The 19,772-nt window shown below is 37.4% G+C and carries 19 protein-coding genes; 15 read left to right on the forward strand and 4 right to left on the reverse strand.

Annotation, left to right across the window (positions count from 1 at the left end; all coding sequences use genetic code 11):
- Positions 1–112 precede the first annotated feature (112 nt).
- Positions 113–1,177, forward strand: coding sequence for an Ldh family oxidoreductase (locus J7604_RS18830; RefSeq protein ID WP_293899068.1), 1,065 nt, complete (start codon positions 113–115; stop codon positions 1,175–1,177).
- Between the two features lie 86 nt (positions 1,178–1,263).
- Here J7604_RS18830 and J7604_RS18835 read toward each other — a convergent pair whose 3' ends face one another.
- The 3 genes from J7604_RS18835 to hemA form a co-directional block, all read right to left on the reverse strand.
- A complete protein-coding gene (locus J7604_RS18835) occupies positions 1,264–3,258 on the reverse strand; it encodes a WG repeat-containing protein (RefSeq protein ID WP_293899071.1) in 1,995 nt (664 codons plus the stop codon).
- Positions 3,259–3,276: 18 nt separating this feature from the next.
- Positions 3,277–5,409: a WG repeat-containing protein gene (locus tag J7604_RS18840; protein ID WP_293899074.1), complete on the reverse strand. Its 2,133-nt coding sequence runs from the start codon at positions 5,407–5,409 to the stop codon at positions 3,277–3,279.
- A gap of 72 nt (positions 5,410–5,481) precedes the next feature.
- Positions 5,482–6,768 carry a glutamyl-tRNA reductase gene (hemA, locus tag J7604_RS18845; protein ID WP_293899077.1) on the reverse strand — a complete coding sequence of 429 codons (1,287 nt, stop codon included), beginning with the start codon at positions 6,766–6,768 and terminating at the stop codon, positions 5,482–5,484.
- Between the two features lie 144 nt (positions 6,769–6,912).
- Here hemA and J7604_RS18850 point away from each other — a divergent pair, with 144 nt between their 5' ends.
- The 5 genes from J7604_RS18850 to J7604_RS18870 all read left to right on the forward strand — a co-directional run bounded on the left by J7604_RS18850 (position 6,913) and on the right by J7604_RS18870 (position 11,454).
- Positions 6,913–8,109 carry a HAMP domain-containing sensor histidine kinase gene (locus J7604_RS18850; RefSeq protein WP_293899080.1) on the forward strand — a complete coding sequence of 399 codons (1,197 nt, stop codon included), beginning with the start codon at positions 6,913–6,915 and terminating at the stop codon, positions 8,107–8,109.
- A 214-nt stretch (positions 8,110–8,323) separates the two neighbouring features.
- Positions 8,324–9,829 (forward strand): F0F1 ATP synthase subunit beta, encoded by a 1,506-nt coding sequence (gene atpD, locus J7604_RS18855; protein ID WP_028979883.1) that lies wholly within the window; start codon positions 8,324–8,326, stop codon positions 9,827–9,829.
- 89 nt (positions 9,830–9,918) lie between these two features.
- Positions 9,919–10,167 (forward strand): ATP synthase F1 subunit epsilon, encoded by a 249-nt coding sequence (gene atpC, locus J7604_RS18860; RefSeq protein WP_293899272.1) that lies wholly within the window; start codon positions 9,919–9,921, stop codon positions 10,165–10,167.
- Positions 10,168–10,403: 236 nt separating this feature from the next.
- A complete protein-coding gene (locus tag J7604_RS18865) occupies positions 10,404–11,045 on the forward strand; it encodes a hypothetical protein (RefSeq protein WP_293899087.1) in 642 nt (213 codons plus the stop codon).
- A gap of 13 nt (positions 11,046–11,058) precedes the next feature.
- A complete protein-coding gene (locus J7604_RS18870; RefSeq protein WP_293899090.1) occupies positions 11,059–11,454 on the forward strand; it encodes a hypothetical protein in 396 nt (131 codons plus the stop codon).
- Positions 11,455–11,551: 97 nt separating this feature from the next.
- Here the strand turns inward: J7604_RS18870 and J7604_RS18875 are convergent, their stop codons facing one another.
- Entirely contained in the window at positions 11,552–12,205 is a 654-nt protein-coding gene (locus tag J7604_RS18875) for a DUF3575 domain-containing protein (protein WP_293899093.1), read from the reverse strand.
- A gap of 121 nt (positions 12,206–12,326) precedes the next feature.
- On the opposite strand from J7604_RS18875, the gene J7604_RS18880 reads away from it, so the two are divergent.
- Genes J7604_RS18880 through purN form a run of 9 tightly spaced genes read left to right on the forward strand, consistent with a single transcriptional unit; the run spans position 12,327 to position 19,772 of the window.
- Entirely contained in the window at positions 12,327–12,992 is a 666-nt protein-coding gene (locus J7604_RS18880; RefSeq protein WP_293899096.1) for a heme exporter protein CcmB, read from the forward strand.
- Positions 12,993–13,020: 28 nt separating this feature from the next.
- Positions 13,021–13,707: a cytochrome c biogenesis protein CcsA gene (gene ccsA / locus J7604_RS18885; RefSeq protein WP_293899099.1), complete on the forward strand. Its 687-nt coding sequence runs from the start codon at positions 13,021–13,023 to the stop codon at positions 13,705–13,707.
- Between the two features lie 3 nt (positions 13,708–13,710).
- Positions 13,711–13,950, forward strand: coding sequence for a CcmD family protein (locus tag J7604_RS18890; protein WP_293899102.1), 240 nt, complete (start codon positions 13,711–13,713; stop codon positions 13,948–13,950).
- Between the two features lie 2 nt (positions 13,951–13,952).
- Complete coding sequence (locus tag J7604_RS18895; RefSeq protein WP_293899105.1) at positions 13,953–14,366, forward strand: cytochrome c maturation protein CcmE; 414 nt, start codon at positions 13,953–13,955, stop codon at positions 14,364–14,366.
- Positions 14,367–14,382: 16 nt separating this feature from the next.
- Complete coding sequence (gene ccsA / locus J7604_RS18900; protein ID WP_293899108.1) at positions 14,383–16,938, forward strand: cytochrome c biogenesis protein CcsA; 2,556 nt, start codon at positions 14,383–14,385, stop codon at positions 16,936–16,938.
- 17 nt (positions 16,939–16,955) lie between these two features.
- Positions 16,956–17,735 carry a Rossmann-like and DUF2520 domain-containing protein gene (locus J7604_RS18905; protein WP_293899111.1) on the forward strand — a complete coding sequence of 260 codons (780 nt, stop codon included), beginning with the start codon at positions 16,956–16,958 and terminating at the stop codon, positions 17,733–17,735.
- 4 nt (positions 17,736–17,739) lie between these two features.
- The gene (locus tag J7604_RS18910) at positions 17,740–18,252 is read left to right on the forward strand and encodes an HAD family hydrolase (RefSeq protein WP_293899114.1); all 513 of its coding nucleotides are present in this window, start codon (positions 17,740–17,742) and stop codon (positions 18,250–18,252) included.
- Positions 18,253–18,262: 10 nt separating this feature from the next.
- Complete coding sequence (locus tag J7604_RS18915; protein WP_293899116.1) at positions 18,263–19,141, forward strand: geranylgeranylglycerol-phosphate geranylgeranyltransferase; 879 nt, start codon at positions 18,263–18,265, stop codon at positions 19,139–19,141.
- 40 nt (positions 19,142–19,181) lie between these two features.
- Positions 19,182–19,772 (forward strand): phosphoribosylglycinamide formyltransferase, encoded by a 591-nt coding sequence (purN, locus tag J7604_RS18920; RefSeq protein ID WP_293899119.1) that lies wholly within the window; start codon positions 19,182–19,184, stop codon positions 19,770–19,772.

A 19,772-nucleotide genomic window follows, 5' to 3' on the forward strand; every position in this document is an offset into this window, starting at 1 on the left:
GCCCAAAGACGCAATTCTAACAACGCTCATAAGCATCAACTTAGTGGAGCTTTAAAATTTTTTATAGAATTTTTTCTATTAATTTGATAGTTTAGCAGACAAATTCAGCATTATGTACGCCTACCATCAATTACTTTCCTTTACTGAAAATATTCTTAAAAAAATGGGATGCCCGGAAATTGACGCCAAACTGGGAGCCAAAGTTCTATTATCTGCCGACCTCAGAGGCGTTGATTCTCATGGAGTAGCAAGACTATCCGGTTATGTGAGACTTTGGGAAGCCGGGAGAATAAATGCAACGCCAAAACTTAAGATCGTCCACGAAACTCCATCTACCGCAGTGGTCGATGGAGATAGAGGATTAGGTCTGGTCATTGCTCCACAAGCCATGCAAATTGCCATGGAGAAAGCAGAAAAAGCCGGAACAGGATGGGTATCAGTAAAAAACTCTAACCACTTTGGTATTGCAGGTTATCACGCGATGATGGGCTTGGAGAAAGACATGATAGGCATCGCCATGACAAATGCCAGTCCACTCGTAGCGCCTACGTTTTCGTTAGAAAGATTATTGGGAACCAATCCCATAGCCATTTCTATACCTGCAGACAAGCAACCTGCTTTTGTTGCCGACTTTGCTACTACAACTGCAGCCAATGGGAAGCTTGAGATCCTACAGAGAAAAAATCTTGAAGCTCCATCTGGCTGGATCCAAAATAAAGAAGGAGCACAAAGCACTAACCCTCATGAGTTAAAAGATGGTGGTGCGCTACTACCACTGGGAGGGGACAGAGAACATGGCAGTCACAAAGGTTATTGTCTTGGTGCGATAGTTGACATTTTCTCGGCAGTATTTTCAGGAGCGAATTATGGACCTTGGGTGCCTCCATTTGTTAGTTTCCTTGCACCACCTGCAGATCCTGTGGGAGAAGGTATAGGACATTTCTTTGGAGCAATGCGCATAGATGCCTGGAGACCAAAAGAAGAATTTAAATCACATATGGATAACTGGATCACCAGATTCAGATCAGCAAAAGCAATAGAGGGAGAAAAAGTACTTATACCAGGAGACCCTGAAAGAGAGATGGAAGCAGAAAGAATGGGAAAAGGGATCCCTTTATTAAGGCCAGTAGAAAAGGATTTGAAAGAACTTGGAGCAAGGTTTGGGATAGAACTTTAATAAAGCGAAAAGCAGAAAGCAGAAAGCGTAAAGTATTTGAAGAGAAAGACTCTTTTACTTTCAGCTTTGCGCTTTAAGCTTTCAGCTTACTTCACTTGCATCACTTCAAGCTTGCCCTTCTTTCCCGCAAAAAAATTGCCTGTTGCAGAATCATATATCACTGCATCATTCTCAATCGGCAAAACAATATTTTCATTATAGTCTAATACTCCCCAAAGACCGTCTTTCTTAACTTTTATCTTGTTATCACCAAGCTCTTCTATCTCATCATACTTAGGAGCAAGAGCCTCTTCACCGTTTTTATCTGCCAGACCTAGCTTATTGTCTTTATAAAGCAAATACCGTTCGTATTTCGTGGACACGATCTTATCAAAATGAACAGTATGCAGCTGCTTCCCTTCCTTGTTTATAAGGTTCCATTTTCCACCTTCTTTGACAATAGCTGAACCGTTTTTAAAATCAGTTACCGATTCATAATATGGTTGCGCTTTCAGAACTTCTTTATTATCCAATACTCCCCATTTATCTCTTATCACAACTGGAACCATCCCCTCTGAACAATCTCTTGCCTGGCCATATTGAGGCGAGATCCACATGTTTCCTTCTCCATCAATAAATCCAAATTTCTTGTTTACCACTACGCGAAATAAGCCATCTTTAAATGGGTAAATTTTTTCATACTTATAAGTAAGCGGCACTGTAAAGCGATTACTCATATTTATAATTCCCCATTTCCGGCTCAGAGAAACAGGAATATATCCATTGGGAGAAGGAGGTTGTATTGCATCATACTTTACTGGAACCACTTCTTTTCCGGAAATATTTATAATACCAAATTTACCGGCTTTAGATACAATCCAAAGATCATTGCTTATCTTCTCAAATGTATCATAGCTGTTTCTTGGAACAATCCAGCTCGCCTTTTGAGCCGCATCTACTTTAAATATACCTTTTTTATAAAAAGAGAAATCTTCCGGTTCAACAATGGTTTCACCGTTCTTATTCAGTACAATCTTTTGATTTGAGACGGTTGTAACCTCAAGCAAACCATCAGGAGAGACGAACACATCTCTGTATTTACAGGGTATTACCAACTCTCCCGTTTTGTCTGCATATCCCCATAGTGTCTTTTTTCTTACAGCACAAAGATTCTCCGAAGCAAAGCCTGCTTCATCAAAATCATGCTTACCAAGCAATTTCCCTTCATGATCATATAGCTGAAACCTGTAACTATCCCGTATCTTTTTGCCGGCAATGATAAATGCTGATTCAACAATAATCTTATCAAAAGAAAATGGAAGTACTTCCTTCCCGTTCAAATTCACAGCTCCCCACTTATCTTTTAGTGCAGGAGCCACTCCTCCTTTGAAAGAACCGATTTCTTCATATGCAGGACCTGTCAGTACACTTCCATCTATAGAAACGAGACCATAACTTCCAATCAATGAGTAGATGAAAGTATTTCCCGATGCGGGTTTCAGCGAGTCAAATTCAAAACTTGCCACCACTTTATTCTTGGCATCTTTAATCTGCCAGCTGTTTATTCTATGCACCCTGAAGTTTTTACCATCAAGATATTGAATGTAGTTATAGCTGAAGTTAACAGCTTGGTTTCCGTTACCTTCGATAATCCCCCATTTGCCTTTGTGCTGAACTATGATCCTTCCTTTATGAGAAAATCTATAGTTATTATACAGACATTCTGTGATCTTCTTTCCGTCCTTCTTCAAAAATCCCCACAGGCCCTGATCATTCTTCACCGGAATGATATTCCTTGAGATATCTCCTATTTCCTTATATTGAAATGGTATTACTTCTTTTCCCTTCTTATTAATCAAACCCGACTTACCGAATAAACCAACATTGGCAAGTCCTTGTCTGAAAGGTTTGTAGATTGTGTCGTACTTATAATCTATAACAAGCTTTCCTTCCTCATCCACAAAGCCAAAGCGAATGCCTTCAGGAACCTTCTTTTTCACAGCAGCAAGTCCCTCGCTATATATCAGCGAAGACTTTTCCTGTGCAAATGAAAAGGAATATGAAAGACAACAAATCAGTATGGCAAAAATTCTTATTGGCATTTAGTAAGGAATATTCTGTTATTTTTTATCTGAAGTAAACTCCATAGATGTCTTCTCTTCTGGCTTTGATTGCAGGAAATATCTATTATTAATTTTATCGTAAGCTACATCTTCATATTCTAGTGGAATAGTAAAATTTCCCCCTTCATCAATAAATCCCGCTTTACCATCTTTCTTCACTTCTATAACACCATTTTCGTAATCCTTTAGCTGATCATATCTTGGAACTATCAATTCCTTTCCATTAACATCAGCCAATCCTACTTTACCATTCTTAAAGACTTTATATCGGCCTTTGCCGCAAACAGCTATTTCATTGTAGACGTTCCCGTTTATATCTTTTCCTGTAGAATCAATAAACTTCCATTTATTAGCCCCAGTAGAGACTCTGGCCACTCCCCTCCTCATAGGGCGCACCTGAGCATAATAAGGCTGAACGGCTATGTTTTCATTTTTATCTACAAAGCCCCATTTTCCCAGCAACACAACTGCAGCATAGCCATCTGAGAAATTTTGATATTTAGGATACTTTGGGGCAACTCTTATGTTTCCATTTAAATCAATAAATCCATACAACCCTTTCTTCTTAAATGCTGCATGACCATTTTCAAAAGATCGTATTTCAGTTACATCATCTTTAAAGCTGAACACAAATACCCCAGAGCCGTCTATTAGTCCGATATTTTTCCCCTTTCTTATAAAGAAAAGTTCAAGAGTATCTGAGACAGTTGCCAAGGAATCATATATTGGTTCTGCGATTTCTTTCCCTTTGCTGTTGATCAACCCAATCTGACCTTTATAGTTTTTCACTTTTATAAAACCGTTGGGAAATTTTTCATAAGAAGCAAATTTGTATGGATTGAGATTACAAATAGTCTTCCTTTTTAAAGTACCACTACTATCTCTCTCTTCATTAGTTTCAATAAGTCCAAGATTAAATAAATCAAGTTCCCCTTTGCAGATTACCCATTGCTGATCTGAATCAATAACTCCCATTTCAGGCTTATCAATGAATTTCATACCAGCTTCAAATAAGTCTCCCCTTTTGTATCCTATAGAATCATATTCAAATGGAATTATAGTACTACCGTTCAAATCCACCACGCCCCATTTGTCATTTTTATTTTTTAAAGCGAAAGAAATACTATCAAGGACATGTACCGCTTTTTCATTTCGGAATATAACCTCTCTGCTATCCTTATCAAAAACTGATTCACCATCCTTTGAATAGAGCTTCAACAGAGACTCGTACTTGGTTTTCTCAATACGGTCAAATATTGCAGGCAGTATCACTTTGCCTGAGCTATCTATCAGTCCAAAAAGTTTTTCTCGTTTAACTATAAAATGCTTTGGTTCCAAAATTAGGATGTCTGTATATACAGGAGGAGCAATAACCTCCTTTCCTTTTAAAATACCGACATATTCATTTCTGAAAAATCTGTTGAATCCAAGTTGAAAAGATTGTAAACTGTCTGCACGAATTGTAAACAACACCTTTCCATCCTCCATAATTTCCCACACCCGGAATTTCTTTCCTTCGATTCCGGAATCCTTGATATTAATTTGTTTTTGCTCAAAGGGTAGAAGCAACTTACCATTAAGGTCAAAAACCCCTTGCTCAGCTTCAATATTGGTTCCTGATACAAGATTCCCTTCTATTTTAAAATCTGAAAGCTTTTCAACATTTAAACGAATCCCCCCAGCATTGTAAAAATCAAAATAGCCACCCATATTACAGGAAAATACAGCTTTTGAAATTCGGGCTATAGAATCATACTTCAGAGGAGCTACAACATTTCCGTTCTCATCAATCACCCCTTTAAGGATTTTACTTCCTTCGTAATTTCCGACTATAGCGCAACCATTCTGAAAAGACTCAACCAATACATGAAATGCAGGGGCAATAACAAACTTCCCCTTCTTATCTACAAAACCAATTTGTTCCGCATCACCCGGCCACACTACTTTTACTGGTGTAAAATCATTATAAAGCTGAGGGATGGTTTCTTTAGGAAGCAAAAACTGACCTTTCTTATTTTGCTCAAGTTTTTCTCTCTGTACAATAATTAAGGAATCTCCTACACCTGCCAGGGCCATTGCCTGAGAAATGAGAGCGCATAGTAAGAATAAAAGTGGCTTTAATAAATTCATCTAAGGGTAAAACTATAAAAAAAGCAGGGAAGTTTGCCCTGCTTTAGTTTTTTAAACGAATATTTTAAACCCTTAGTTCTTTTCTTTTATTCTAAGTTCTTCAGGCTGCTGTTCCAGGTTAAAGAGATCATTCAGAACATCCATGAGAGTTTCTGCTTCACCTCTTTTACATGCAGCTTTTAACTGAAGTACCGGTAGTTTAATGATTTTTTGCATCAGACTTTTGGTAATCATGTCTACTTTTTTGCTTTCTTCCTCATTCAGTTGTTTCAAATACCTTGACATCTCTTCCTGACGAATCTGCTCCAATGCATTCTTCAATTTATTGATGGTTGGAGAAACCACCATTTCCTTAGCCCAGTCATTAAAGTCAAAAATACTTTCAGTGATAATCTCTCTTACCATCGGAATAGCATTGACTCTTTTATCCAAAGCTTCGTTAGCTCTGTTTTTGATGTGATCTATGTTGTATACCAATACCCCTGGAATCTCTTCCACCTTACTCTCTACACTTCTTGGTACTGATATGTCAATAAAATACTTATAAGATAAAACTTCCAGCTTGGCAACTTCTTCTTTGGTAAAGAGTGGCTCGTCTCTGAAAACAGAAGAAATAATTACATCAGCGTCTTTTGCTGCTTCCCAAAGATTTTCAAATGGAATAACTTTTACACCACATTCCTTTGCTAGTTCTTCTGCTTTAGAATATGTACGGTTCGTAATAGTGATATTTTTAAGCCCGGTTCCTGAAAAATTTCTGCAAACATCTGCTCCCATTTCTCCTAATCCGACGATCAGAACTTTGGGTTCTGCCAGTTCTGCTGCCAGTTCTTCCGCAAGCTCAACAGTGGCATAACTTACAGAAGCCGCACCATCTCTGAAAGGAGTAACCTGAACAACTTTTTTATTAGTAAAGAAAATGGTATGCATCAGTCTGTGTAAAAACGGACCAACTACTCCCATATCTGCAGCCCATTGGTAGGCATGTTTTACCTGATTGGTAATCTGCATATCACCCACAACCTGAGATTCTAGACCAATACTCACATTAAACAGATGCAAAACTGCTTCTGAATGATCTTCAATGATCTGAAAATATTCGTAATACTTTTCTCCGTCAGTTATTCCTTTCTGAAGAAAAGCCAGTTTTACAATTTCCTTGCTAAAATCTGAATTGGAAGAATAATAAATTTCAGTCCTGTTACAGGTAGAAAGAATTAATATTTCAGAAGCGTCAGTGAACTCTTTAAGGTTCAGCATCAGTTTCTTACATAAATCCTCATTTAAAGAGAGCAACTCTCTGACTTCCAGGGGAGCCGTTTTATAGGATAAACTAACCGCTTTAAAATTACTAATCATTCCTTTTGTACTGTGGGATTGCAAAAATAACCTTTAAATTTCTAAATACGAAAGCTAATGTAAGAAAAAGGATATTTTAATTGTAGTAATATAAGACGGAGCAAAAATGTTCCGGTTTCTTTTAGAAAAAAGTATTTTTGAAAAATGGAATTTACTCAGCTAAGAACGCTTGACATTTACCAGAACAGATCGAAATTCAAACTGATCATATTAGTTATCGCTGTGGTTATTGGGGCAGTATCAATATATTACACTCAAAGTCTTGTTAACAAACTGGCGGACAGGGAGAAAAAGTTAATCGACTTATACGCCAAAGGACTTAAAACGGCTATCAACCCTGAAAATAGCGGAGGCTTAACCTTTCTGTTTCAAGAAATTATAGAAGCCAACAATTCAGTCCCCGTTATCCTGACCGATGAGCATAAATTACCGATTAGCGAGAAAAACCTGTTTATTCCCAGTGGTCTTACCGAAGCCGAAAGGATAACTTTCATGAAGAAAGAAATTTCTGAAATGGAAAAAGAACATGAGCCAATCGTTGTAGAATTCGGTCCTGGGCTTAAAAATTACATATTCTATAAAAATTCATACCTTCTAACTCAGCTTGTTTATTACCCATTTATTCAGCTTACAGTCATTGCAATATTTGCCATCATTGCATATCTGGCCTTCAGTTATTCAAGAAATGCAGAACAAAATAGGGTTTGGGTAGGGCTAGCAAAGGAAACTGCTCATCAGCTTGGCACTCCATTATCCAGCTTAATGGCATGGTTGGAATTATTGAAAAGTAATCCCAAATATGAGGGAGAAGAGGCGCTTCTTGAGTTAGATAAAGACATAGTTCGCCTTGAAATGATTACGGCAAGGTTTTCCAATATCGGATCGGTCCCTACATTGACTGACGAAAATGTATATCAGGCAGTTAAATTAAATATTGATTATCTAAAATCCAGGATTTCCAGCAAGGTCATATTCTCCATCATCCCCGATGTAGAAGTTTCTGCCACCGCAAAAATCAATAAACCTCTTTTTGAATGGGTTATAGAAAACATTTGTAAAAATGCTACCGATGCAATGAATGGAATTGGCAGAATCGACATCAGAATTTTAAGAATGAATGACGGAAAAATTGCTATTGATATTTCAGATACAGGAAAAGGTATCCCAAGATCAAAAGTTCAGGAAATTTTTAAACCCGGTTATACTACTAAAAAAAGAGGATGGGGACTTGGCCTTACTCTTGTGAAAAGAATTGTAGAAAATTACCATAACGGCAAAATATTTGTACTTTTTTCGGAATTAGGAAAAGGAACCACATTCAGAATAATCCTTAACTCCTGACTCCCACCCCTTTCCCTTCAATCAAACATTTCAACCAATAACTACTTCTATTGAGTAGAAAATGAAACCTTATTAATAAGAGGCGATTAAAAATTCGAAAGAACTACTGATGTTATGGATAAATAAAATATTGCTCATTTTGGAATGATTAAATAAACCAGTAGTTTTGCACTCGCAAATTTAACCATACTTTACTTTAACAGCTTAAATTATAATGGCAAATATCGGTAAAATAACACAGGTAATTGGACCTGTGGTAGATGTGAGCTTTGAGGGGCCTAATACAAAACTTCCAAGAATATTGGATGCCCTTGAAGTTAAGAAACTGAATGGCCAGGTAGTTGTACTTGAATGTCAGCAGCACCTGGGAGAAGACAGGGTAAGAACCATCTCTATGGAGAGTACAGACGGTCTACAGAGAGGAATGGAAGTTATAGACAAAGGCGCTCCTATCCAAATGCCTGTTGGTGAAGATATAAAAGGAAGACTTTTCAACGTAGTTGGAGAAGCAATTGACGGTATTCCTCAACCAAAAGGAGACAGAACCCTTCCTATCCACAGACACGCTCCTAAATTCGAAGATCTTTCTACATCTACTGAAGTTTTATTTACCGGTATTAAAGTAATTGACCTTATCGAGCCATATGCAAAAGGAGGTAAAATCGGTTTGTTTGGTGGTGCAGGTGTTGGTAAAACCGTATTGATCCAGGAGCTTATTAACAACATCGCAAAAGCATACTCTGGTCTTTCAGTGTTTGCAGGTGTTGGAGAGAGAACAAGAGAAGGGAATGACCTTCTTCGTGAGATGATTGAAGCTGGTATCGTTAACTATGGTGACGAATTTAAACACAGCATGGAGCACGGTGGATGGGACCTTGCAGCTGTTAGTACAGAAAAACTAAAAGATTCTAAAGCTACATTCGTGTTCGGTCAGATGAACGAACCTCCAGGAGCCCGTGCTAGAGTTGCTCTTTCTGGTCTTACTGTAGCTGAATATTTCCGTGATGGTGACGGACAAGGACAGGGTAAAGATATCCTTTTCTTCATCGATAACATCTTCCGTTTCACTCAGGCAGGTTCTGAGGTATCCGCTCTTCTTGGTCGTATGCCATCTGCCGTAGGTTACCAACCTACTCTTGCAACAGAAATGGGTGCAATGCAGGAAAGAATTACTTCAACAAAAAGAGGTTCTATCACATCTGTACAGGCAGTTTACGTTCCTGCAGATGACTTGACTGACCCTGCTCCGGCAACTACCTTCGCTCACCTTGACGCAACAACCGTATTATCAAGAAAAATCTCTGAGCTTGGTATTTATCCGGCTGTGGATCCACTTGATTCTACTTCAAGAATTCTTACAAGAGACATCCTTGGTGATGCTCACTACAACTGTGCTCAAAGAGTAAAAGAAATTCTTCAGAGATACAAAGAACTTCAGGATATTATTGCCATCCTTGGTATGGACGAGCTTTCTGACGAAGATAAACAAGTTGTTCACAGAGCTAGAAGGGTACAAAGATTCTTATCTCAACCATTCCACGTTGCTGAGCAATTTACTGGTCTCAAAGGTGTTCTTGTAGACATCAAAGATACTATCAAAGGATTTAATGAGATTATGGATGGTAAATACGATCACCTTCCTGAGTCTGCATTCAACCTTGTTGGTAGCATCGAACAAGCAGTTGCTAAAGGAGAGAAACTTCTAGCAGAAGCAAAATAATTAATGAGGAAGCAGGAATGCTATTTTAAAATGGCGTTCCTTTTTCTTTCAATATCCTCATTAAAATTCCACTATAAAACATTAGAATGATGTTTCTAGAAATCATAACTCCTGACGAAAAGGTATTCAGCGGCGAAGTTGTCGCAGTGAACCTTCCCGGAACTGAGGGCCCATTTGAAGTACTTAATAATCACGCAGCAGTAATTAGCACATTGGACAAAGGAAATGTTAAAATTTCCGAAAGCCATAATCAAGTGAAAAATGTTGTAATAGATGGCGGATTAGTAGAGGTACTCGACAATAAGATCATTGTACTTGCTGAAGCAATAATTGGCTAACCAATACTAAACATAAAAAAAGGCAGACTCCAAACGAGCCTGCCTTTTTCTTTTTGCAGCTTTTAGTATATAACTAAAATCTCTTCACATTCGTAAAACTGATTTTCAGGACATTTTTAAGTAAAATCTGATTTTACAAATAAAATATCACTTACAGGTAAATTGCATAATCAATATCAATTAAATCCAACTATTATTCATAACTTTATACTAGAATAATATTTTCAAAAAAATAAATGAAAAGGCTTTTATACCTTTTTGCACTTTTACTTCCTCTCTCCTGTTTTTCATCAGACTTTGAAAAAAGGCCTACTCATTATCATTTCCTAAAGCATTTTAATACAGAAGAGAACCCCTCTAAGGGCTTCAATATAAAACTTTCCCCTGCATTTTTCTGGAATACTGCCTCATTAGAGTTTGAATATCCGTTAAGCAGTAAATTCTCCCTGGGCATTAATCTTTTTGCAAAACTCGGGAGTACAGGAAGTGGAAAAAATAATATAAAAGTAAAAGAAGAAAGCTTCCTGAAAGACGGCTACCTTGCCGAGGGGCTTATCCGGTTTTACCCAAAAGCTTCGGCTCCCGAAGGTATATTCGTACAGGGAAGTTTAACTTATGGCAATCTTATTTATTTTGATGGAAATACCCGTCCATACACATTGCATAATCATTGGAGAAAACTTAAAAACGTAAATAGTAACGTGCCCATTGAAAAGCCCAAACCTCTGGGAGGCGGACTGGGCATTGGCTATCAAACAGTTATAATTCCGGAACACTTAATAGGTTGCCTAGTTCTCGGAATGCAGGTAAATAGCGACTCGGGAAACAAGACTTTTTTCTCAATTTACCTTGCTCCATCTCTGGGAATTAAATTTTAGCTAAATTTATAGAATGAAACGTAAGTTATACATTTTCGTCCTGACTCTAACCTTGCTTTTCTCCTGTAAAAAGGACGAAAACTATGCGGACCCACGTCTTGTCGGAAAATGGACTGATTTCAATACTGCTTATACATTTAGTGAGGACAAAACTTTCTATTCTCTTTATCTCAGAAGTGGAATGGGAAGCGACACTATTTTGGTAGACAGCATCTTCGGAACTTATTCCGTGAACAAAAAAAAGAATGTTCTGAATTTCTCAATGCACGGTTATCGAAAAAAAGACAGCCTTAAAACAATCGTAATGGACAATAGAAATATGCCGGCCTGGAATTATTCATTTGATAATGATTCTACTCTTACCTATCGCACAAGCACTGCTTATAGCAAACTATTCAAGAAAAAGTAGAGCATTATAAAAATAGATTTCTTTACGTTTAGCTATCATAAAAAAGCCCCTCGAATTTCGAAGGGCTTTTTGTTTTATTAATAACGATTGTTAACATTTAAAATGCAGCTCCGATTTTAAATCCGATCCTTACTCCCGGTCTTTGTCCATCTTCTTCCACCCCAATATAGGAAGCTGCCTTTTTAGGATCTGTTATAATTCTTTTATTCTCATAAGTAACTGGCTGCAAAGTTCTTAATTTCATCTGAGGACCTATATAAAAATCCATAACAAAAACCTTTGCAAAAATAAATTGAAACCCTCCTAAGACACCTCCACCAGCTTCTGTATAGCTGTATGTGGCATTATAGTCATTGTTAGGAGTTGTATTGTCATTAAATTCAACATCATATTTACCATATCTTCCAAATGCTGAGATGTAAAATCCTTTAGGAGCTGCCCAGGTTGTGTTTGTTAAATAGTATTTAAGTTCTGGTACAACGGTATATCCAGAATAAATTTTTCGATCCTCAGACCTTGTATTATCATTATCTGTCCATGTAATTCCATAACTATCTTGAATATGACGATAGCCGCCGGTAACCTGAAATGAAACCTTATCATTAATCGCCCTTTCATAGGCCAAATTCAAGCTGGCAGCAAATAGTTCTGGAAAGCCTATTTTAAGAACATTCTTAGGATCAGCTTTTTGAGCAAAAGAATTTACTACAGCAAAAAATAATAAGCTCAGAGTTAAAAGATTTTTTTTCATCGTTTTAAAAGTTCTATATTACAAATATACGTTTAGCGACCGGATTTTCCTTTAAATAGGTATTTAAACTAGAAAAATTTACTTTTTTGATCAATGGGTTTTCCCCATCTTTGCACACGAAATGCTTGCCCAAATACTTGCCCTTATAAAAAAAGATCTCACTCTGGAATGGAGACAAAAATATGCCTTCGGAGGAATCTTGTTGTATGTTGGCGGCGCAATTTTTATATGCTACCTGAGTATCGGAGTCAGAACATCGCAACTCTCTCCTTCTACCTGGAATGCAATATTCTGGATCATAATGCTTTTCATTTCCATAAATGCGGTATCTAAAAGCTTTTTTCAGGAACGACAACAGCGATTTATTTATTATTACACCATAGCAGATCCTCAGGCTTTTATTGTTTCCAAAATCATTTACAATGCTATTCTGATGATTTTTCTGGGAATTATTGCATTCGCATTTTATGCCTTAGTGATGGAAAATAGAGTTGAAGACAATTTGTTGTTTATATTCAACATTTTGCTGGCTTCGCTATCATTTGCCTCAGCTCTTACGATGATCAGCGCAATTGCAGCAAAAGCTGGAAATAACGCTACACTTATGGCGATTCTTGGCTTTCCGGTAATTCTCCCTCTACTATTGCTTGTTATCAAAATTTCCAAAGCTGCAATTGATGGGTTGGATCGCTCGTTAAGTATTGATGAAATTGCAATTGTACTTTCTATAAATGTAATTATAATAACTGTAACATATTTACTATTTCCTTACCTTTGGCGAAGCTGAAAAAGGTAATTTCGTAGATTTCGGCCTCATGACAACAAACTCAAAAAAAGGTCCACTCAACTGGTGGAAAATACTGACAATTATTCTCTTGTTCTATACACTGATTGCAGGTTTTTTATTTCCCGTTCCAAGACTTCCAATCCTTAATGAATCTATAAGAAACTTGTATTTCCACGTTCCAATGTGGTTTGCAATGATCATTATGCTTGGTGTTTCTGTGGTAAATGCCATATTATACCTTTCCAAAGAAGACTGGAAACATGATAAAACTGCTGTAGAAGCTGCTAATACGGGTATCGTATTCGGGATATTAGGAATTGTTACTGGTATGCTTTGGGCTAAATTTACCTGGGGCGAATCATGGAGCGGCGATCCGAAACAAAATGCATCTGCTATAGGGATACTTATTTACCTGGCTTATTTTATTTTGAGAGGTTCCTTTTCAGATCCTGTAGAAAAAGCTAAGATCAGCGCGATTTACAACATTCTTGCATATCCTGCATTTCTCGCACTAATCTTTGTACTGCCAAGACTTACAAGTTCTCTTCATCCCGGAAACGGAGGCAACCCAGGTTTCAATGCTTACGACCTGGACAACAAAATGAGAATGGTCTTCTACCCTGCCATTATTGGTTTTTCACTTTTAGGCTGGTGGATTACAACTCTAAGAATACGCTTTAAAAATATCGAACACCTTATCAAGTGGGGGAATTAATCTATGAAAAAATTGTTTTTTCTATTCGTCTTGTTATTCTCTTTGAATTTTGCTGCACCTGTTTTTGCCCAGAATGCCATTTCTTCTGAAAAAGTGGAAATGGCTGATGCATTCAGAAAAGAAGGTAAAATTTATGTTGTAGTGGGAACGTTTGTACTAATTCTTACAGGTATCATTGTATACCTCGTGGTGCTAGACAGAAAACTAACCAAACTGGAAGACGAAATCGAGCATCAAAAATAACCATGAAAAAGACTCATATTATAGGGCTCATTGTTATCGCTATTTGTATCGGTGTAATTGTTTCAACATCCGGGGATACAAGTGCCTATGTTACATTTAAAGAAGCAGCCGAAATGGCCGCTGACGGAAATAAACACAAAGTTCATGTAGTTGGCAAAGTAAAAAAAGACACCAATGGCCAATTGACAGACTTCTACTACAAACCTGAAATGGATCCGAATTACTTCGCATTCAAACTGATTGATCAAAATAACCAGGAACAGGAAGTCGTATATCTCAATCCTAAACCACAAGATTTTGAAAGAGCTGAACAAATTGTGGTGATAGGCAGCACTCAGGATAAAATCTTCAAAGCAGATAAAATCCTTATGAAATGCCCTTCAAAATATGAAGAAAAAGAACTGAAGGCTAATTAATTAAACTATCGAATTCATGCGTGCATATCTGGGCGACCTTGGCCACCTTTGTGTCATCATTTCATTTATATTTTCCATCCTTGCTACTATTTCCTTCGGAAAAGCCACAGTATCTATAGATGCACTTAAAAAAGATTCCTGGCTCAGATTTGCAAGGGGCATCTTTTTCATCCATTCACTCGCAGTATTTGGTATAGTTGCAGCTTTATTTACCATCATAAGCCAGCATTACTACGAATATCACTATGCCTGGAGCCACTCTTCCAACAATCTGCCATCCGAATACATGATTTCGTGTTTCTGGGAAGGTCAGGAAGGAAGTTTTCTGCTCTGGACGTTCTGGAATGTTTTGCTAGGTTTAATCCTTATTAAAGTAAATAAAACATGGGAAGCTCCTGTCATGACGATCTTTTGTCTTGTCCAGCTCTTCCTTTGTTCAATGATTCTGGGAATTGTAATCCCCGGTCTTGATTTTAAAATTGGCAGCTCTCCATTTATCTTGCTAAAAGATTACATGGGAGATATTCCTGTTTATCAAATTAATCCGAATTTTATCCCTGAAGATGGTACAGGCTTAAACCCATTATTACAGAACTACTGGATGGTCATTCACCCTCCTACTCTATTCCTTGGCTTTGCTGCAACTCTAGTTCCTTTTGCATATTGTATGGCGGGACTATGGCAAGGCAGATACAAAGAATGGATCAGACCTGCTTTTCCTTGGGCACTATTCGCTGCTACAACACTCGGAATCGGGATTTTAATGGGTGGTTATTGGGCATATGAAACACTGAACTTTGGCGGTTACTGGAACTGGGACCCTGTAGAAAATGCAGTGTATGTGCCATGGCTAGTGATGGTTGCAGCCATACACACCATGCTCATTTTCAAAAACAGTAATAAGTCTCTTCAGGCATCTGTTATTCTTATCACTGCCCAGTTTATACTAATCCTTTATTCTACCTTTCTTACAAGAAGTGGCGTGCTTGGAAACTCTTCAGTGCATTCATTTACTGATCTAGGGCTTTCGGGACAATTATTGCTTTTCCTTTTTGCACTTATAATTGTAGCGGTAATCTTCATAATAGTTCGCTGGAAAAACCTTAAAGGAGAGGATAGTGAAGAAGTATCTGTTTACTCCCGTGAGTTCTGGATATTTATCGGAGTAGTAGTTTTTTGTCTTGCAGCATTCCAAGTCCTTTACACAACTTCAATTCCTGTTTACAACAAACTTCTTGGCTGGATTGGAATTGAATCTAACATCGCCCCACCTGCAGATCAGATTGAACATTATTCCAAATTTCAAATCTGGGCAGGGATACTGATTGCATTGATTTCGGCGATAGGCCAGTTCTTCTGGTGGAAAAAAATGGATAGCAAAAAGTTGTGGGAAGAAATCAGCATACCTGCTATCATTACTTTACTGGTTTCCAGTGCACTCATTTGTCTGACGATGATGAATAAAATTGACATCACTCCGACTTATATCCTTTTATTTACAACTGCACTATTTTCAGTAATTAGCAATATTTCCATATTCATCAAGATAGTTAAAAACAACTATAAACTGACCGGCGGTGCTATCGCCCACATCGGTGTGGCGCTGATGTTATTCGGAATACTATTTTCATCAGGATATTCGAAAGTCATTTCCCTTAACACCACAGGCTTAATTTATTCTAAAGAAGCTGGAAATGACTTCAATAGAGACAATATCCTTCTCTGGAGAAACGAATGGAAAGAGATGAATGACTATAAACTGAAATTCATCGGACCAAGACTTGAAGCCAAAGATTACCCTGGCTATATCAAAAAAGAGCACCTTATTCTGCTTGATGACAAATACAAGGCACTTGCTAAGAAGACAATTGAACATGAAGGGAAAAAGTATTTCGACAAAGGAGATACGATAGAAATATATCCAGAAAACACTTACTATGAAGTTTTAATAGCGAAAGCAGGCGGTGATACATTTACAATTTATCCTAGAGCACAGGTTAACCCTACTATGGGATTACTTGCATCACCTGGCATTGAACACTTCTACGATAAAGATCTTTATGCACACGTATCTTCCATTCCTTCTCCTCAGGAAGAAAAAGAATGGTCTCCAACTGAAGAATATACCATTAAGCCTGGAGATACAGTGTTTATCAATGACTATGTAACAATCCTTAATGAAGTAGAAAGGGTTAATTACGTTCCTGGAATGCCATTAGCTCAAGAAGATGCAGCGGTAATGGCTCATTTTCATGTACTTGACAGGGAAAAAAACCATAGTATTCACCCGATTTACATAATTAAGGTAAAAGAAGGACTAGCCGGACAAATTCCGGACGTCAATGAAGACCTTGGGATCAAAATCAGCTTTCTTAATATCGATCCTACTAAAGAGGTATTTACATTTGCAGTCAATACCACCCAGAAGGATTATATCATTCTGAAAGCAATTGAAAAGCCTTTTATCAATATCCTTTGGATTGGAACTCTTGTTCTCGTTGCAGGTATGCTACTTGCTATGATCAGAAGATATCAGGAGTTTGCCAAAATGAGGGATAAAAACACTGAATAATTTTTAAATCTGCGAGCATGGGCTATAGGATATCTATGATCGGTTCGGGCAATCTGGCCAGTCATCTGGCCCCTGCTCTTGAAAATGCCGGGCATTTTGTAAGTGAAGTATACTCAAGAAATCCGACTTCGGCGAAAAGTCTGTGTAGCATGTTATACAATGCTACCAGTGTTTCTAGCCTGGATTTCTCTCATAGCAAATCTGCAATTTTCATCATTGCCGTGAATGACGATGCCATAGAAGAAGTAGCTGCTCAGATTGCTCTTCCTCCAAATGGCACTTTGATACATACTTCAGGCACCAAATCAATATCAATTTTATGCGGGTTTGAGCATTTTGGAAGTCTCTATCCTCTGCAAACTTTTACCAAACGTAAAAAAGTTTCCTGGGAAGAAATTCCGATTTTAACAGAAGGCTCCGACGAAGAAACCGCTAAACATATTTTAGCCTTAGGGAAAAGCATTTCGGCTAAAGCATTTCAGGCCTCCGAAGAAAAAAGAAAGCTCGTACATCTTTCGGCCGTTTTTTCAGCAAATTTTGCAAATCATTTGCTATATATGTCAAAATCTATACTAGACGAAAATGATATAGACTTTACAATACTAAAGCCTTTGCTTACCGAAACTCTGAAAAAGGCCTTTGAAATAGATCCTATCAAAGCTCAAACTGGTCCTGCAGTAAGAAAAGATATCTCAACTATCAGAGACCACCTGAAAATTCTTGACAATAAAGAAGATTTTAAGAAAATTTATAAAGACATTACTGAAAATATAATCAAAGTTCATTCACAATCTTAATTCCATGGATAGCCAACATTCTGATTTTTCCAAAATCAATACTTTTCTTTTTGATGTAGATGGAGTTCTTACTGATGGAAGCATTCAGGCCTTCTCTACAGGAGAGCATGTTAGAAATTTTTATATTAAAGATGGATATGCCATTGAAAAAGCGCTTCAAAGCGGTTATAACATCATTATCATAACAGGGGGCTTTGAAGAAGGAGTTGCCAAAAGGCTGAAATTTTTGGGGATAAAAGATGTTTTTATGGGAGTAAAAGACAAACTTGCAGTATACAATGAATATCTGCACGATAAACATCTGGACAAAAGTTCCATTTTATACATGGGCGATGACCTTCCTGATCTTAAAATGCTTAAATTGGTTGGTATGCCTACCTGCCCTAACGATGCAGTTGGAGATATAAAAAATGTTTGCAAATACATTTCTCCATACAATGGAGGACGCGGTGCTGTCAGAGATGTTATTGAACAAGTAATGAAAGCCCAGGGCAAATGGCTTATCGACCAATGGTAAAACCTCATTTATGCCAAGACCTGTAAAACTGCATTTAAAAACATACTTCAAGGGGTTTATTAAACTCATCCGGTTTAATAATCTCCTTATTTTGTTTTTTTCTCAGTTGTTTGTCTATTTTTTCCTTATTAAAGGTATTAAACCTTTCAATTTTTCCTTCTTACTACTCACATTAGCAACAGTTTGCATAGCTGCGGCTGGATATATTATCAATGACTACTACGATATCAAAATTGACATCATCAATAAACCAGGAAGAGTTGTAATCGGGCGAATATTTAAAAGAAGAACAGCAATGATCTTCCATTTTATCCTTAATGGAAGTGGCATTATTGTGGGATTGATGATGGGATTACGATTAGGGGTTATTATTGCCTTTTGCAGTTTCCTCCTATGGTTATATTCTAACCAATTAAAAAGACAACCCCTTTCAGGAAATATAGCTATATCCTTTTTAACTGCATTATCAATTATGCTTGTTGGTGTATTTGCTAAGGAGCGCTACATATCTGTGCTAGTTTATGCAATCTTTGCTTTTTTCATTTCTCTTATCAGGGAAATAGTCAAAGATATGGAAGATGTTAAAGGTGATGCAAATTTTGGATGCAAAACATTACCCATTATTTGGGGGATCCGCAAAACAAAGTCATTTCTTTTCATCGTCGGAATACTTTTCATTGTCACCCTAATCATAGGTTACTTTTGGCTGATGAGGGAGAACCCTTTTAATATGTACTTTATCGGATACAACCTTATTTTTGTCATTCTCCCTTTTTTTGTATTCCTAATTTACCTTTCAAAGGCAGATACAGTTACAGATTTTAAGAAATTAAGCACTTTTTGTAAGGTAATAATGCTTACAGGAGTACTAAGTATGCTTTTTGTCTAATCTTATTATATATTTGCATCCTTAAAATCAAAAGAATCCCTTGCCCGTTAAAATTGCAATATTTTGTTCCGGTTCCGGTTCAAATGCACAAAAAATTATTGAATATTTTCAAGAGCACAAAAGTGCCGAAGTAGTATTGCTGCTCTCCAATAATAAAAATGCCTACGCTCTGGAGCGCGCAAAATCGCTTGGCGTATCTACACGTGTATTTGACAAAGCACAGTTTTCACAATCACAGATAATAGTAAATGAGCTTAAAGAATTAGGGGTAAATTGGATTATCCTGGCAGGGTTTCTATGGCTCGTTCCAGAGAACCTAATTGAAGCTTATCCTAATTCAATAGTAAATATTCACCCTGCACTACTTCCATCCTATGGAGGAAAGGGTATGTACGGCATGTATGTTCATGAAGCAGTGGTAAAGGCAAAAGAAAAAGAAAGCGGCATTAGCATACACATGGTAAACAAAGAATACGATAAAGGAACAATCGTATTCCAGGCCAAATGCTTTCTTACTGACGAAGACACAGCAGAAACTCTTGCAAAAAAAATACAAGCACTTGAGCATGAACATTTTCCTAAAGTAATCGATGCTCTTATTTGTTCAAAAACATATAATCCCATTTCCTGA

The sequence above is a fragment of the Sporocytophaga sp. genome (assembly GCF_017745095.1).
In the GTDB taxonomy this organism is placed as follows: Bacteria; Bacteroidota; Bacteroidia; order Cytophagales; family Cytophagaceae; genus Sporocytophaga.